General features: G+C 71.6%; 12 protein-coding genes. 4 read left to right on the top strand and 8 right to left on the bottom strand.

Going from position 1 to position 16,311, the window contains the following annotated elements:
* The first annotated feature begins 14 nt into the window (after window positions 1–14).
* Together F8O04_RS14260 and F8O04_RS14255 are read left to right on the top strand one after the other, a co-directional pair.
* Window positions 15–2,138 (top strand): GTPase, encoded by a 2,124-nt coding sequence (locus tag F8O04_RS14260; RefSeq protein ID WP_158030049.1) that lies wholly within the window; start codon window positions 15–17, stop codon window positions 2,136–2,138.
* Window positions 2,135–3,766 (top strand): GTPase, encoded by a 1,632-nt coding sequence (locus F8O04_RS14255; RefSeq protein ID WP_158030048.1) that lies wholly within the window; start codon window positions 2,135–2,137, stop codon window positions 3,764–3,766. Before F8O04_RS14260 ends, F8O04_RS14255 begins: the two co-directional genes overlap by 4 nt.
* A 5-nt stretch (window positions 3,767–3,771) precedes the next feature.
* On the opposite strand, the gene holA is transcribed toward F8O04_RS14255, so the two are convergent.
* The 4 genes from holA to ku all read right to left on the bottom strand — a co-directional run bounded on the left by holA (window position 3,772) and on the right by ku (window position 7,541).
* Complete coding sequence (holA, locus tag F8O04_RS14250) at window positions 3,772–4,815, bottom strand: DNA polymerase III subunit delta (protein WP_158030047.1); 1,044 nt, start codon at window positions 4,813–4,815, stop codon at window positions 3,772–3,774.
* 109 nt (window positions 4,816–4,924) lie between these two features.
* The gene (locus F8O04_RS14245) at window positions 4,925–5,893 is read right to left on the bottom strand and encodes a cation diffusion facilitator family transporter (protein ID WP_158030046.1); all 969 of its coding nucleotides are present in this window, start codon (window positions 5,891–5,893) and stop codon (window positions 4,925–4,927) included.
* Complete coding sequence (locus F8O04_RS14240) at window positions 5,893–6,429, bottom strand: type 2 periplasmic-binding domain-containing protein (RefSeq protein WP_225735105.1); 537 nt, start codon at window positions 6,427–6,429, stop codon at window positions 5,893–5,895. Before F8O04_RS14240 ends, F8O04_RS14245 begins: the two co-directional genes overlap by 1 nt.
* 113 nt (window positions 6,430–6,542) lie before the next feature.
* Window positions 6,543–7,541 carry a non-homologous end joining protein Ku gene (gene ku, locus F8O04_RS14235; RefSeq protein WP_158030045.1) on the bottom strand — a complete coding sequence of 333 codons (999 nt, stop codon included), beginning with the start codon at window positions 7,539–7,541 and terminating at the stop codon, window positions 6,543–6,545.
* 69 nt (window positions 7,542–7,610) lie between these two features.
* Here ku and F8O04_RS14230 point away from each other — a divergent pair, with 69 nt between their 5' ends.
* Complete coding sequence (locus F8O04_RS14230) at window positions 7,611–10,100, top strand: ATP-dependent DNA ligase (RefSeq protein ID WP_158030044.1); 2,490 nt, start codon at window positions 7,611–7,613, stop codon at window positions 10,098–10,100.
* 25 nt (window positions 10,101–10,125) lie between these two features.
* Here the strand turns inward: F8O04_RS14230 and F8O04_RS14225 are convergent, their stop codons facing one another.
* Window positions 10,126–11,268 carry a carboxylate-amine ligase gene (locus tag F8O04_RS14225; protein WP_158030043.1) on the bottom strand — a complete coding sequence of 381 codons (1,143 nt, stop codon included), beginning with the start codon at window positions 11,266–11,268 and terminating at the stop codon, window positions 10,126–10,128.
* Window positions 11,269–11,351: 83 nt separating this feature from the next.
* Here F8O04_RS14225 and F8O04_RS14220 point away from each other — a divergent pair, with 83 nt between their 5' ends.
* Entirely contained in the window at window positions 11,352–12,152 is an 801-nt protein-coding gene (locus F8O04_RS14220; protein WP_158030042.1) for a class II glutamine amidotransferase, read from the top strand.
* A gap of 70 nt (window positions 12,153–12,222) precedes the next feature.
* Here F8O04_RS14220 and F8O04_RS14215 read toward each other — a convergent pair whose 3' ends face one another.
* Genes F8O04_RS14215 through F8O04_RS14205 form a run of 3 tightly spaced genes read right to left on the bottom strand, consistent with a single transcriptional unit; the run spans window position 12,223 to window position 16,273 of the window.
* Complete coding sequence (locus tag F8O04_RS14215; protein WP_158030041.1) at window positions 12,223–12,531, bottom strand: hypothetical protein; 309 nt, start codon at window positions 12,529–12,531, stop codon at window positions 12,223–12,225.
* 5 nt (window positions 12,532–12,536) lie between these two features.
* Complete coding sequence (locus F8O04_RS14210; RefSeq protein ID WP_192497431.1) at window positions 12,537–15,197, bottom strand: ComEC/Rec2 family competence protein; 2,661 nt, start codon at window positions 15,195–15,197, stop codon at window positions 12,537–12,539.
* A 2-nt stretch (window positions 15,198–15,199) separates the two neighbouring features.
* Window positions 15,200–16,273: a helix-hairpin-helix domain-containing protein gene (locus tag F8O04_RS14205; protein ID WP_225735104.1), complete on the bottom strand. Its 1,074-nt coding sequence runs from the start codon at window positions 16,271–16,273 to the stop codon at window positions 15,200–15,202.
* Window positions 16,274–16,311 lie beyond the last annotated feature (38 nt).

The raw sequence follows: 16,311 nt of genomic DNA, 5'->3' as shown, positions 1-16,311 counted from the left end.
GCATGATTGGTGGGATGACCGAGCGCGGCGCGACTCCCACGAGCCCCGGCGCCCCCGGCGACGTGGGCGCGGGCGGTGACGCGCTCGCGCGCCTTGCTGCCCTGCGCGACACGCTCGAGCAGACGCGCCTGCCGCTGCAGCTTGCCGACACCGAGCAGGCTCGCGAGCGTCAGCGCGCGCTCATCCGGCAGATCGACGACTACCTCGCTCCCCGCCTCGCCAACCTCGACGCACCGTTGCTCGCCGTCGTCGGCGGGTCGACGGGAGCCGGCAAGTCGACACTCGTGAACAGCCTCGTCGGGCATGCCGTGACCCGCACCGGCGCGATCCGCCCGACGACGCGGCAGCCGATTCTGCTGCACTCGCCCGCCGACGCCGAGTGGTTCGCCTCGCGCCGGGTGCTTCCCGGCCTCGGCCGCATCACCGGAACCGCGCGCCGTGGGCCGCTCCCGGCCGACCGCGCCGGCGACGACCCCGACGCCGCGCTCATGTCGTCGGTCGTGCTCGTCGGCGACGAGCGCGTGCCGCGCCACCTCGCGATCCTCGACGCGCCCGACGTCGACTCGATCGCCGATGAGAATCGTGCACTCGCCGCCCAGCTGCTCGCCGCCGCCGATCTTTGGCTGTTCGTCACCACCGCGAACCGATATGCCGACGCCGTTCCCTGGGCGCTGCTCGACGACGCCGCGCAGCGCGACATCACGGTGGGCATCGTGCTCGACCGCGTGCCGCCGGGCGCCGGCACCGAGATCGAGCCGGCGCTGCGGGAGCTGCTCGCGGAACGGGGGCTCGACCGGGCGCCCGTGTTCACGATCGATGAGTCACCGCTCGACGAGCTCGGCATGCTGCCCGACGAGGCGGTGCGGGGCGTGCGTGCATGGCTCGCCGACCTGGCGGCCGATCGCTACGAGCGGCAGCGGGTGGCTCGCCGAACGGTGCGGGGCGCGATCGCGCGGGCCTCGGCCGCCGCGCGCGACATCGCGAGGGCACGGGATGCGCAACGTGAGCTGGCGGCCTCGGTGCGATCGACGACGCGCCACGAGTACGACGAGGCGACCGCCGCCATCATCGACGCGACGAAGGACGGCACGCTGCTGCGCGGCGAGGTGCTCGCGCGCTGGCAGGACTTCGTCGGCACGAGCGACGTGTTCCGCTCATTCGAGTCGTGGTTCAGCCGGCTGCGCGACCGCGCGACCGCGTTCGTGCAAGGGCGCCCCCAGCCGATCCGCGAGGTCGAGGCCGAGATCGAGCACGGGCTGCACGCCGTCATCCTCGACCGAGCCGGGCGCGCCGCGGGAGCCGCGTACGAGCACCTGCGACAGTCGCCGGCGGGGCGGCGCCTCGCGACCGACGCCTCGCTGGCGCGCGAATCGCCGGCGCTCACCACCGACGCCTCGGCCATGATCCGCGACTGGCAGGCAGCGCTCATCGACCTCATCCGCGAGCAGTCCGGCGGTAAGCGCACGCAGGCGCGGCTCATGTCACTTGGGCTGAACGCCGTCACGGTCTCGCTCATGGTCGTGCTGTTCGCCTCGACGGGCGGGCTGACGGGCGGCGAGCTCGCGATCGCCGGGGGCTCCGCCGTCGTGGGCCAGAAGCTCCTTGAGACCATCTTCGGCGAAGAGGCCGTTCGCAGGCTCGCGCGCGAGGCCCGCGACGACCTCGAGCGACGCGTGCGTGATTTGCTGGCAGGCGAGTACGCGCGCTACGAGCAACTGTTGCAGCTCGTCGACGCCGGACCGGCTGGCGATGACCTGCGCGACGCTGCTGACGCGCTCGAACGCGCCATGGCATCCGTCGCCGACGCGGTGACGGATACCCCGGATGGCGCCCCGGCCGACACGGTCATCGCCCGCGACGAAGCCGCCGCTGAGGGCGTGGCCGTTCCCGTCGACGTGGCGGCCTCGTCGGCAGCTCCGCGCACGGCCGTCGCGCCGCACGGGGGCCCCACCCTTCCCGACGTGGGCGCTCCGGAAGATCTGGGAGAGGTGCCCGTCATCGCGCCGATCGTCGTGTCACCAGAGCTCGACCACGGCCCGATCGATCGGCCGTTGCCGCCGCCCGGCGACGCGTCGTCGCCCTGGCCCGATGCACGCTCGCACGGCCCCATCGACGACGAGCGCGAGCGCGACGCATGAGCCACGCGACGCTCGATGAGCGGCTCGCGGCGCTGCGCGAAGCTCGCGAACTCGCCGACGGCCGGCTCGACGACGAGACGCTGGCCGACATCGACCGGATGCTCGAGGCCGCAGGGGCGCGACGGGAGCTCTCGGGCGACCATACGGTCGTCGGGTTCTTCGGCGCGACGGGATCCGGCAAATCCTCGCTGTTCAACGCCGTCGTCGGCGAGTCGCTCGCCCGCACCCACGTGCGCCGACCAACGACGAGCGAGCCGCTCGCGGCCGTATGGAATGAGGAGGGAGTCGAGCCGCTGCTCGACTGGCTGCGCGTCGCCGACCGGCGGCGGCCGGGAGCGCCGTTCGCGGGCGACCCGTCGCTGTCGCTCGTGCTGCTCGACCTGCCCGACTTCGACTCGGTCGAGCGCGAGCACCGTGCGATCGCCGAGCGACTCGCGGGCCAGGTCGACGTGCTCGTGTGGGTCGTCGACCCGCAGAAGTACGCCGATGCCGTGCTGCACGCCGACTTCGTGCAGCGCTTCTCGGCGCACGCCGCCGTCACCGCCGTCGTGTTGAACCAGATCGACCTGCTGTCGAGCCACGACGTACCGCGCGTCGTCGACTCGCTGACCGGGTTGCTTCGCCGCGACGGGCTCGGCCGCGTGCGCGTGGTGACCGCCTCCGCGACGACCGGCTCCGGCATCGATGACGTGCGCGCACTCGTCGGCCGCTTCGCGAGACAGCGGGCGGCGCAGACCGCCCGCATCGAAGCCGACCTGGTGAGCCTCGCGGCTCGCCTCCTCCCCGAATTCGAGGCCGAGCCGGGCGACGACGCCGGCCTGTCATCGCGCGTGGTGAAGCGACGCACAGCGTCACTCGTGCAGGAGCTCTCCGCGGCATCGGGTGTCGACGACGTCGCCGCCGCCGTCGGCCGCTCCTACGCGAAGCGCACGGGCCAGGCGACCGGCTGGCCGCTCACGGCATGGTTGTTGCGACTCCGGGCCGATCCCCTGCGCCGGATGCACCTGCTCGCCTCGGCTCCGGCCGCCGTGCGGGAGGGACGGGATCCCGACCTGCATCGGACGGCGCTGCCGCAGCTCAGCGCCGGCCAGGAGGCCCGTGCGGCGCGGGCCGTTCGCGCCTTCGGCGATGACCTTGCGAGCGGACTGCCCGATTCCTGGCGGGCCGCGGTCAGGCGGCGCGCGAACGCCGCGATCGAGACGCTGCCGGGCGAGCTCGACCGTGCGATCGCCCGAACCGACCTCGGAGCGCGAGGCTCGTGGTGGTGGCCCGTGATCGGCGTGGTGCAGTGGATTGCCCTGCTCGCGGCCCTCGTGGGCGTTGGCTGGTATCTCGCGGCGTGGCTGCTGCCGCTGTGGGGCCTGCCTGCGCCCGAGCTCACTCGGGTCGAGGGATGGCCCGTTGCGATGCTGCTCATCGCCGCCGGCATCCTGCTCGGTATCCTCCTCGGTCTCGCGTCGCAGGCGATCGGCGCCGCCATTGGCGCCGCCAGGCGACGGCGCGCTCGGCGGAGGTTGCAGAGGGAGGTCACCCGCGTCGCGACCACGCGAGTCATCGAGCCGATCGCGACCGAGCGCGAGCACGCGGGCCGCGTCGCTCGGCTCATCGCCCGCGCGGGCGGGCGATAGCTCGACTACAGATCTCGCGCGGCGATCCTGCGCAGCAGCCGCTCGACGGCGAACGCCGCATCGCGGCTGCCGCCCTTCACCATCTGGTCGGTCTCGGCGGTGAGCACGATGGCGCGGCCGAGCATCCGGTCGTCCCAGTCCCGAAGGTCGCGGCGCGCCTGACCGACCTGCCACGGCGCCGCCCCTGCCGCGCCCGCGAGCTGGGCGTCGCTGCCCCGCTGGTCCGACACCTTGGCCATGAGCCGCAACTTGCCGGCCACCGCCGCGACGATGGGCACGGGATGCACGCCCTGCGACATGCCGTGTCGCGCGAGACCGAGGGCGTCACGGAGGCGTCCGGCGATCGCGGCGTCGGCGATCTTGAATCCCGTCGTCTCAACGCGCCCGCCATAGTAGCGCTCAACGTCGCGCTCGGTGACGTCGTCGGTCGTGACCGCGATGAGCTGCCGGCACGCGGAGGCGAGCTCGGCGAGGTCGGTGTTGAACGCCGCGACGAGCTGGGAGGCGGCCTGGGGCTCGATGCGGCGGTGCTCGGCACGGAATTCGCCGTGCACGATGTCGAGCAGCTCATTCGCCTTCGGCTTCGGACAGGGCACCTCGATCGCGACGTCCTTCGCGGCGCGGATCGCGTCGAGCAGCTTCTTACCCCGCGCGCCCGAGCTGTGCCGGAACACGATGGTCGTCCCCTCGACGGGCGTCTCGATGTACCGGATGCTGTCGGCAACGAGCGCGTCGGTGCATTTCTCGACGCCCTCGACGATCACGAGCCGCGGCTCCATGAAGAGCGACGGGCTCACGAACGTGACGAGCGCCCCCGCAGCGTACGTGGCCGCATCGAGCTCGGTGACCTCGAGGCTGGGATCTTCCAGCCGGAGCGTGCGACGCAGCAGATCGAGGGCGAGATCGGCGAAGTAGTCTTCCGGGCCCGACAGCAGCACGACCGGCGCGGGCCGGATCTCTCGTGGAGCCAGCTGCGGGATGGCGGGAGCGGCGCCCCCGCGCCCGCCCTTCGCCGACCCGGCTCGCCCGCTGGTCTTCGTCGCCGCCACCGCACGCTCCAGTTCCTGCCCGCGCTCCCGAGTTGGCGCGCTTGACCATGGTAGGCCGGGCCCTCACCCGGTGCGCCGGTCCCGCATGACGCTGCCGCCGACACCGGCCTCATTCAAGCCGTGTGGCCTCATCCGGCAGCCGCCCGACGGGGATGAGCGAAATGTCCTGCAATTTCCAGTCGAGGGCCGCGATCCGCTCGGCGGCCGCGTGCAGCGTCTCGGTCCGAGGCGGGCGTCGGCGCGTCGGCACGAAGAAGATCTCGGTGTGGAAGACCTGGCCCTGATCGCGCATCCGCACTCCCGCATCACGCACCCACGGCTGCCGCAGCATCTCGGCGAGGACGGCGTTGACGAGCGGATGCGTTCGCTTGTCGTCGTGCGTGCGCGCCCGCTCGTCCATGAGGTCGCGGATCGCGAACCTCGTGTTGCGCACGCCGTCGAGCACGATGCCGATCGAGATGAAGATGGCGGCCGCCCCATCGAGCCACCAGAGACCGATGCCGACGCCGAGCACGCCGACGATGGAAGCGGCGTTCGTGTGCCAGTCGGCCCTTGCCATGTCGGCGTCGGCGAAGAGGAGCTTGTTGTGCAGCTTGGGGGCGAGACGCAGTTTCGCAGGGCCGTAGATCAGCGGACCGATGACGATGAGCAGCATGACGCCGACCATGAGCCAGCCGAGCCAGATCGTCTGGCCGAACAGCTGAAGGGTTCCGATGGTGGGATGCTCGCCCGAGATGAGCCCGATGGCGGCCTCGACGGCAAGGTTGCCGCCGACCGCGAGGAGCGCGACGCCGGCGACCAGGTGCCCGATCGTCATGGCGCGATGCTTGCCGAAGGGAAACGAGCGAGTCGGTTTGCGACGGATGAACAGGAGCGCGACGAGGAAACTCACCTGCGGGATCAGCGAGAGCATGTCTTCGATCCACGCGGTCTTCATCGCCTGCGAGTTGCCCAGGACGAGCGCGACCAGGCTGATCGTGAACAGGGTGTAGGCGATCGTCGCCCACTCCCAGCGGATCGCCTTCGTGAGGGCCGTGCGCTGCTCGGCGGGCAGATCCGTCCGGCCGACGTTTCTCATCAGCTGAGCTCGCGATCGAGGAACGACTCGAGCTCGTACACGAGCTCGTTCTCGCCGAGGGGGACGAGCATGACGATCTCGCGGCCCTCTGCTCCCGGCACCTCGTCGTAGCCGCGCGTCGTGCCCGCCATCTGGGACCACGGTGTGTCGGCGGTCATGCCGCCCACGGCGAGGTCGATCCGGTGCTGCTCGAGGTGCTCGACGAGCGATTCCTCGCTGCCGAAGGTCCACTCCACCTCGGCGCCGTGCTCCTCGGCGAACGCCTCGACCAGGTCGGCGAGGGGGCCGAATGCGCCTCCGTCCGCCGCCTTCTCGACGAGCCCCTCCTCGACCGACGCGCCCGCGCGGAGCACCGCGCCCTCGACGCGGTCCATCGTGCCGTTCGGGTCGGACGGTATCGACAGCCCGCACCCACTGAGCAGCATTCCCGCGAGGAGCATCCCGATCAGCGACGCGATCCGCCGCCTGCCCGGTCCGTTTCCCCGAGTCGGCGGACGACGCGAGCCCCCGGTCGAACGCTGCGTTGCGAGCGCCATCGTCTCCTCCTTGAAAACGCCCAGAGTCGAGGCTGGAATGCGCAGCTTGACTCGAATCCCTTCACCTTAGGGGCTCGTTCCTGCTGGTCATGTGTGACGCTGCCGCGGCCTCGCTATGCCGATTTCTTGGTGGAGCGCTTCGTCGATTTGGATGTGGAGGAGCCGCGCTTCTTCGCCTCCGATCCGGAGGATTTCGACTGTGACGACGGCTTCGAGGATTTCGACGAGCGCGATTTCGTCGCCGACTCGGCCTTCGACCGAGATCCGGATGCGCGCGATTTCGATCCCGATTCGCGCTTCGACGACGAGCGCGATCTGCCGCGCTTCGACGAGCGCGACTTCTCGACGCTCTGCCGGAGCGCCGCCATCAGGTCGATGACCTCAGCGCCCTCGTCCTCGTCGGGAGCTCCGAAGGTCTCCTCGGTGTCGAGCGCGTCACCCTGTTCGCGCTTCGCCTCCACGAGGGCGCGCAGCTCCTCCTGATACTCGTCACGAAACGCCGACAGGTCGAAGTCGCCCGCGTACGTGTCGACGAGCTTCGATGAGAGCTCGAGCTCCTTCTTAGTGACGCGCACCGATTCGTCGAGCGCCGGGAAATCGGCCTCGCGCACTTCGTCGTCCCACAGCAGCGTCTGTACGAGCAGCACGTCACCCCGCACGCGCAGGGCGGCGAGACGCGTCTTCTGGCGCAACGCGAACTGCACGATCGCGGTGCGGTCGGTCTCCTCGAGGGTGCGGCGGAGCAGCACGTACGCCTTGGGCGACTTGCCCGTCGGCTCGAGGTAGTAGCTGCGGTCGAACAGGATCGGGTCGACCTGCTCGGACGGCACGAACTCCACAACCGAGATCTCCCGACTGCGCTCTTGCGGCAGGGAGTCAAGCTCGTCCTTGGTCAGCACGACGGTCTCGTCGTCGTCGACGTGCGCCTTCACGATGTCCTCATACTCGACCACCTCGCCGCACACCTCGCAGCGCCGCTGATAGCGGATTCGGCCGCCGTCCTTGTCGTGCACCTGGTGCAGCGAGAGGTCGTGATCCTGCGTCGCGCTGTACAGCTTGACGGGAACGTTCACGAGCCCGAATGAGATGGCTCCTGTCCAAATGGCTCTCATACCGCAAGTAAAGACGATTCGGATGCATGGCACCTCGTTGTTCGGAGCGTTCTGTATGAGGATGGCGCGATGGCACGCACGACGGAACAACGGATCTCGATCGACGGTAAGAAGCTGCGCCTCTCGAATCTGGACCGGGTGCTGTACCCCGCGACGGGCACGACGAAGCGCGACGTGATCGACTACTACCGCCGCATCGCCCCCGTCATGCTCCCCCACTGCCGCGACCGGCCCGTCACCCGCAAGCGCTGGCCGGGCGGCGTCGGGGAGGACGGCGGCGGCGAGGTCTTCTTCCAGAAGAACATCGGCCAGGGCGCGCCCGACTGGGTCGAGCGGCGCAGCATCCAGCACAGCGATCACGTCAATGAGTACCCGCTCGCGAACGACGTCGCGACGCTGGCGTGGTTCGGGCAGATGGCCGCCCTGGAGATTCACGTGCCGCAGTGGAGGTTCGGCGAGGGCGACGAGCACCTGCCGCCCGACCGCATCGTGTTCGACCTCGATCCCGGCGAGGGCGTCGGGCTGCGGGAGTGCGTCGAGGTCGCGCGCCTCGTGCGGGGACTGCTGCGGGACATGGGACTCGATCCTGTGCCGGTCACCAGCGGCAGCAAGGGCATCCACCTCTACGCCGGCCTCGACGGCACCCAGAGTTCGGAGCAGGTCTCGGGCGTCGCGAAGGAGCTCGCCAGGGCGCTCGAGGCCGACCACCCGGACGACGTCATCAGCTCGATGCGGCGGTCGGCCCGTGCCGGCAAAGTGTTCATCGACTGGAGCCAGAACAACGCGAGCAAGACGACCATCGCGCCGTACTCGCTCCGCGGCCGCCGGCATCCGCATGTCGCGGCACCTCGGACGTGGCGCGAGCTCGCGTCGCCTCAGTTGCGACAGCTCGATCTCCGCGACGTGCTGGCGCGGGTCAAACGGCGCGGAGATCCCATGGCGGGCCTGGAGGACGCCCGTGGTGACGGGACGGCGAGCGACGGCGTGATGGGCCGGGGCGGGCCGGTCGATCGCGACGCCGATCCTCCGCCTCGCGACCGGCTCACCGTGTACCGCACGAAGCGCGACGCGAGCCGGACGCCCGAACCGGTGCCCGATCGGCACGGCAGGGGCGGCGACGGGCCGCCCTCGTTCGTGATCCAGCGGCACCAGGCGCGGCGGCTGCACTTCGACTTCCGCCTCGAGCACGAGGGCGTGCTCGTGAGCTGGGCGCTGCCGAAAGGGGTTCCGACCGACCCGAAGCGCAACCACCTCGCCGTGCCGACCGAGGACCACCCGCTCGAGTACGGCGAGTTCGAGGGCGAGATCCCGAAGGGCGAGTACGGCGCGGGAGTGGTCGAGATCTGGGACGCCGGCACCTACGAACTCGAGAAATGGGAGGACGGTGAGGTCATCGCGACGCTCACCGGGCGCGAGGACGGCGGCCTCGGCGGCAGGCGAAAGTACGCCCTCTTCCGCACGGGTGACGACCCCCAGAAGCCGCAGTGGATGATCCACCGCATGCAGCTCGACGACGAATCCGGCGGCGAAGGCGGCGCGACCACGCGGGAGCCGGCCTCGGCGAAACGGGCGCCGAGCCGCCGCTCGCGCGCCGCGCCGGCCCGATACCGGCCGATGCTCGCGGTCCGCGGCGAGGCGGATGCCCTCGAGCGACTCGACCAGAACGAGTGGGCGTTCGAGATGAAGTGGGACGGGATGCGCGCAATCGTCACCGTCGACGACAAGGTCACCGTGCACAGCCGCAATGCGCGCGACGTGACGGTGAGCTTCCCTGAACTCGACGGGGTCGTCGACGCGGTCGACACGGAGTCGTGCGTGCTCGACGGCGAGATCGTCGCGTTCGGCGGAAACGGCGCGCCCGACTTCGGACGGCTTCAGCGGCGGATGCACGTGACCAATCCGCGCGAGGCCGCCCGGCTTCGGAACGAAGTGCCCGTGAGCCTCGTGGTCTTCGACGTCCTCGAGATCAACGGCAGTCCGTCGGTCGAGCTGCCCTATGCGAACCGGCGCGAGCTGCTGGATGAGGTCGTGCACGACGTCGACGGGCTCGTGCTCGTGCCTCCCGCCTTCGACGGGGACGTCGAGGCGGCCGTCGACTCGAGCAGTCGCTTCGGACTCGAGGGCATCATGGCGAAGCGACTGGAGAGCCCGTACCGACCGGGCCGACGATCGAGCGATTGGCGAAAGGTCGCCCACGTGCAGACGGCCGAGGTCGTCGTCATCGGCTGGCGGCCGAGCTCGGCCGACCCATCCGGGCTGGCCTCGCTCCTGCTCGCGGTCCCGACCGCCGACGGCCTGCGGTATGCCGGGCGCGTCGGGACGGGCTTCTCGGCGTCACAGCGTCGCGAGATCCGACGCAGCCTCGAACGCTTGGCGAGGAAGACGCCGCCGGCCGACGGCGTGCCCGGGGCCGATGCCCGCGACGCACGCTGGGCGACGCCGAAGCTCGTCGCCGAGGTGCGATACCGGGAGCGGACCGCGGACGGGCGCTTGCGACACGCAGCCTGGCGCGGCTGGCGCCCGGACAAGTCGCCGCCCGACGTCAACCCAGAGGTGTGACGGGGCGCCGCGGGACGGCCGCGCGCTAGTCGTCCTGGCCTGCGGTCACGCGAGCGAGCCTGGCCACGACGTCGCTGAGCTGGCCGGTCTTCTCGAGCGTGGCCCGCTGCACTTCGGAGCCGGTGCCGTGCGTGAACAGCTCGTCGATGCGCTGCTGCACGAACGAGAGGTCTCCAGAGGCTTCGAGCGCCGGTGCGACCGACTCGACCAGCCCGTCGACGACCTCGCGCGCCGGGCGCGGGCGCAGCGTGTGCGGATCGAGGAGGTCTCCCGTCAGCCCGTACCGACCGGCCTGCCACGTCTCCAATCGCACGAGTGCGGCCGAGACGGCCGGAGCATCCACCCCGTCGCGCCACTGCTTCGCGGCGGTCTCGACGAGGGCGCGCGCGAGCGAGGCGACCAGCACGGCGTCGCGCGCGTCGAGGCACACATCGGCGACGCGGAGCTCGACGGTCGGGTACCGGTGCGACAGCCTCGCGTCGGAATAGATCATGCCCTGGTCCGAGATGACCCCGGAGGCGAGCATGGCCGCAATCTGCGCGTCGTACGCCCGCACGGATCCGTAGACGTCTTGCGGTCCAGCCGTGGGCCAGCGCTGCATCACCTGGGACCGGAAACTGGCGTACCCGCTGTCCTCACCGTGCCAGAACGGTGAGTTCGCGCTGATCGCGGTGAGGATCGGCGTGAGCGTGCGCACGCGGTCGAGCACGGCGACGCCCTCGTCACGCGACTCAACCGACACGTGCACGTGACAGCCGCACGTGAGGTGCTGGCTGGTCGTGATGCCGAAGTGCTCGGCCATCCAGCGGTATCGCTCTTTGCGGGCGAGAGTCGGGTCGACCTGTATCGGCGAGGTGCCTGTCGCGACCACCTTCACGCCGGCCTCGCGTGCGGAGAGAATCGCTTCGCGGCGCCAGGCCCGCACTTGTTCCTCGAGCTCGACGCGATCGGCAGTCGGTTTGGTATCGGTTTCGACCTGCTGCGATTGCAGCTCGCCGTCGAGGGAGCCGCCGGGGGCCTTTGCCTCATCGTCATGCTCGTCGCGGTCGTTCTCGCGGTCGTTCTCGCGCTCATCGGCGCGTCTCAGCACCCGCTCCGCCACCGCCCACGGCATGCCCGTCTCAGGGTTGACGAGCAGCAGTTCTTCTTCCAATCCGAAGGTTCGCATCGCCACACCATGCCAGAGCCAGGTTGAAAATCTGAGGCGTTCGCGAAACTCTCGAGTGCGACAGCAACGAGAGGAGTCACCACATGTGCCGATTGTTCGGCTACGTCGCCGATGCGCCCACCGCCCTCGTCGACGAGCTCGGGGCCGAGGAGTTCGAAGCGTTCACCTCGCTCACACGTGTGCACGCGGACGGGTGGGGCATGGCGTGGCACGACGCCGAAACCGGACGTACGCGGTCGGCGCGCTCGTTCGAGCGCGCCGACGACGACCCCGAGTACGCGAGGCTCGCCGCGCAGCGACTCGGTTCGGCCGGGTTCGTGCACCTGCGCTGGGCGACGGGCGGGCTCGCCGTCAACGAGCACAACACGCACCCGTTCGTCGATGGCGACCTCGCGTTCGGGCACAACGGCCACATCGGCCCGATCGACAAGCTCGAGGGCCTGCTCGGTGCCGAGCAGCGGGCCAAGCTGCGCGGCACGACCGACAGCGAGCGATACTTCCGACTCATCGTGCAGTGCATCCAGGACGAGGGCGACGAGGCGGCGGGGGTCACGACGGCGCTCCGGCTGCTCATGCGGGAGTTCCCGCACTCGAGCCTCAACGCGCTGCTGCTCACGGGCAGCAAGCTCTTCGGCATCCACGTCAACAGCAAGGCTGACTCCCCGCGCGAAGGGTTGCGCGAGCTCTTCGAGTCGCCGGATGCCATTCCCGCGTACCACGAGACCGAGTACTACGCGATGGGGTACCGCGCATCGCCCAGCTGCCTGCAGATCATCTCGAGCGGCCTGAGCCGGACGGGATGGACGCCGGTTCCGCCCGACACGGCCGCCGTGGTCGACCTGGAGTCCCGCACGCTCCGGCGGCTGGACCTGATTCCCGTCTGAGCCCCCCTGGCAACGAACGCGACCGGCCCGCCGCGGACGCAGCGGAACTGGGCCGGCACCGGAGCACGGCTTAGAGGAACATGGCGAACACGACCGCGGCGAGGTTGAGCAGCGCGCCGGCACCGGCCACGATGCGCCAGGGTCCAAGAAAGCCGAGCAGTCCGAACACGAGGCCGCCGAACGCGGGGAACGGGAGAAAGCCACGCACCAGACTGAAGTCGCCGAACACGGCTCCCCCGCCGATCGCCAGCCAGCACACGAGGCCGAGCACGAGACTGATCATGGCGATCGTCGTGAAGCCGCCGCGCTCGTACCACGGCACGTTCGGGTTGGTCTCCGGTTCGTACGCTTCCGGTTCGTGCGGTTTCGGATCCGGCACGGTGCTCACCTCCGCTTCGGCGGTCTCCGGCGACGGAATGCGCGCAACCATATGCCGGCCGGGTGCGAAGCAGCATAACGAATGCGCTGGGCTTCACTGGTCCCCGCCTCGTCGATCGCGCGCCCCGACATCCAGACGGCGAACGGGGCCTTCCCACCACCGCCGACGACGATCGTCCCGGCGAGGTCGGTACGCGCCGCCGTGATGCCCGCGGCGTCGAGCATGCCGAGCGCCGCCGCCGTCGGATGCCCGTATCCATTGCCGGCGCCGACCGAGACCAGGGCGAGCTGCGCTCCCGTCGCGGCGTAGAGCTCGGCCGCCTGGTCGCTCGAGCCGTGATGCGACATCTTGACGATGTCGGCCCGCACCGCGGGTACGGGTGCGGCGGGCGAGCGGTCGCCCGCCGCGCGCGCCGCGCGCAGCACCTGCGATTGCGGCTCCTCACCGAGGTCGCCGAGCGCGAGGAGCGATGGACCGTTCGCCGGCTCGACATGAACCGTGAGGCTGCCGTCGTTGCCCGACATCGGTGACGGGCCGCCGTCTGCCGCGGCGGCCGGCCACAGTGCCCGCCACGTCGTGTCGCCGAGTTGCCACACGTCGCCCGCCGCTGCCGTGCGCACGGGGATGCCACTGGTCGCGTACTGCGCCACGACCGGCTCCGTGAGCGCCTCGCCCGTGTGGGGGACGACGAGCGCCGCCACGCGATCGACGAGATGGACCGCGGCGCCGTCGTGGTCGTGATCGAAGTGCGAGAGCACGAGCACGTCGATCCGCTCGACGCCGAGCAGGTCAAGGCACGCGGCGAGGGGCTCGGCGTCGGGCCCCGTGTCGATGAGGGCCACGAAGTCGCCCGCCCGCACCGCGATCGCATCGCCCTGCCCCACGTCACAGGCTGCGTACCGCCACTCGCTCGGGAACGTCGCCGAGCGCACGAGCGCCGAGCCGACGCCGGATCCCACGATGATGGCGACGGTCACGATGACGAGGCCGCCGGCCACGAACGAGACTCGGCGTCCGCCCGGCTCCCGCGGCCGCACGAGCCACGCGACGACAGCGGTCGCGGTGAGCACGGCGAGCAGGAACGCGCCGAGGATGCCTGGCGGCCACGGCAGGGTGGCGAACGGCCATCCGGCGGTGCCGGTCGCGATCACGCCGATCCAGTGCGCCGGCAGCCAGGCGGCCCACAGCGCGAGCGGCGCGAGCGGTGGCGCGAGGGTCGCGAGCAACGCCCCGATGAGCCCCACCATGGTCGCGACGGGGGCAGCGGGTGCCGCGAGAAGGTTCGCCACGACGCCGTACACGGGGATGACGGGCTGCAGCAGGATCAGGATCGGCTGGCAGGCGAGCTGGGCCGCGACCGGCACCGCGAGCGCGACGGCGAGCCACCGCGGCATCCACCGCTCCAGCCGGTCCGCGAGCGGTCGCGTGCCGAGCAGCAGCCCTCCGGTCGCGGCGATCGAAAGCGCGAAGCCGTAGTCGACGCCGAGGTCGGGGCTCGCGGTGAGCAGCAGGATGACGGCGAGGCACAGCACGGGCGCCCCGCGCACGTGCCGGCCCCAGCCGTCGACGGCGAGGACGATCGCCGCCATGGCCGCCGCTCGGACGACGCTGCCCTCCGGCGTCACGATGACGACGAACGCCGCGAGCGCCGCGCTCGCGGCGGCGATCCGGACGCCGCGCGGCGCACCGAGCAGCCGGCCGATGAGCACGATCCCCCCGACAACGAGCGCGCAATTGGAGCCGGAGACGGCCACCAGGTGGGTGAGCGACGAGGACTTCATGGCCGCTTCGAGCCCGTCGTCGACCGCGCGGGTATCGCCGACCGCGAGGCCAGGCAACAGCTGCCCGCCGGCACCGGGCAGCGCCTGCGCCGCCGTCACGAAGCGGTGCCGTAGCTCGTCGGACCAGGCCAGGAACGGATGCGCGGGTGCCGTCTGCGCCGCGGGATCTGTCGCGAGCGCCATGAGCCGTTTGCCGCCGCCCTCGAACTCGCGAAGCCGCGCCTCGAACACGATCTGCGCGCCGATGGCTGGGGCGCGCAGAGCGGCCTCGTGGGCACTCCCGGTCGCGACCGCCTCGACGCTGCCGAACACGAGCAGCGGCACGTCGACGTCGGCCCATCCGTCGCCGAGATCGAGCGCGCTCGCGCTCGCGCGGAACCGGCCGTTCGCCCCACCCGCGGCGGTCCACGCGGACCGCGACGCCCCGGCGCGTGGGGTGCCGTCGTCCGCCGCGATGAGCGCGTCATCGGGCACGATGCCCGTCACGACGGCGCGCACGTGCACGGCACTGCCGTGATCGAGCGCGGCCTCCACGACGGGCCCTCGCGAGGCCTGCCACTGCACGGCGCCGCTGCACGCCACGAGCGACGCGAGCGCGAGGCACCATGCCCCCTGCACGAGCACGAGCGCCAGACGCAGGTGTCCGCGCGGCCGTAACCAGGCGATCACCGCGAGCAACGCGATCGCCGCAATGGCGCATCCGATCGCCACGGGCCATCCCGCGCCGGGTTCGAGGGCCACCACGAGCGCCACCGCCCACGCCGTCAGCGCCGCGGGCAGGAGCCGCAGGTCGAGGCGACGCCCGTCATCGTCACGGGGCTCCTCGGCGAACGACGCCTCCCCGCGGGACCGCACGCGGCCGTCGCCCCCGCCGCTTCGATCCAACGTCACACCGTGACGAGCGGGGCGAGCGCCTCGAAGATCTTGTCGCCGATGCCGCTCACGTTCTTCAGCTCGTCCACCGTCGCAAAACCGCCGTGCTGATCGCGGTAGTCGATGATGCGCTGGGCGAGCGCCGGCCCGATCCGGGGCAGTGTTTCGAGCTCCGACTGCGTCGCCGTGTTGAGGTTCACGAGCGCGCCAGCCCCGCCCGGAGCACCGGCGCCCGCGTCCGCCGCGCCGGGTCCGCCACCACCACCACCACCGGCGTCGTCGCCGGAAACCGCCTGCCCCTGCCCGGCCGTGTCGGGCGGTTGCTCGCCCACCCGCGGCACCCAGAGCTGTTCACCGTCGACGACGGCGCGCGCGAGGTTGACGGCCGCTCGGTCGGCCTCGGCGGTGAAGCCGCCCGCGGCATCGATCGCGTCGACGACGCGCGACCCCGGCGCGAGCGTCACGACGCCCGGGTCGGTGACCGCTCCCACGACGTGCACGAGCAGGGTGGCCGCGCCGCCCGCTCCCGTGCCGCCCGCGCTCGCCGCCCCGGGACCATCGGGGGCCGCGCCCGGCCCGGCAAGCGGATCGCCGAGCTCACCCCCGAGCTCGTCGCCGGTGACGGCGGGATCGGGGTCGCCGCCGATCGAGGTGGCGGGTGAGGGCTGCAGCGCCGCGACGATGAGCCCCACGGCGAGCGCGACGAGCGCGAGCACGATACCGGCGCCGACGCCCATGCGCACGCGGGGTCGGGCCGGTCGCTCGAAGAGCGCGTCGAGCTCGGCGCCGGTGAGGGTCACCGTGTCGGGCTCGGGGGGCTCGACTGCGCCTTGCGACCGCTCGCTCGCGGTGTCTGGGCCGGAGCCTCGCTCGGTGGCGGGCTCATCCGGTGGGCCGGGCTCCAGGCCGGCGACGTGCAGGCCGGTCGCGTCGATCAGCTCGGGCGGCGTGCGCCGGGCGTCACCGTTCGCCGGCTCGCTGTCGCCACCGGCTGGGGCGGCCCGCTCGCCCGCGCGCTCCTTCCGGGCAACGGCGCCGTCGACGAGCGCCCGGAAGGCACCGCCACCCCCGCCACGCTCCTGCCGCATGCGAGCACGGTAAGCGGGCGCTGCAGCCGCCGGCGCGA

It is taken from the genome of Pseudoclavibacter endophyticus (genome assembly GCF_008831085.1).
Classification (GTDB): Bacteria; Actinomycetota; Actinomycetes; order Actinomycetales; family Microbacteriaceae; genus Pseudoclavibacter; species Pseudoclavibacter endophyticus.
This window is presented reverse-complemented; position numbering and strand designations above follow the sequence as displayed.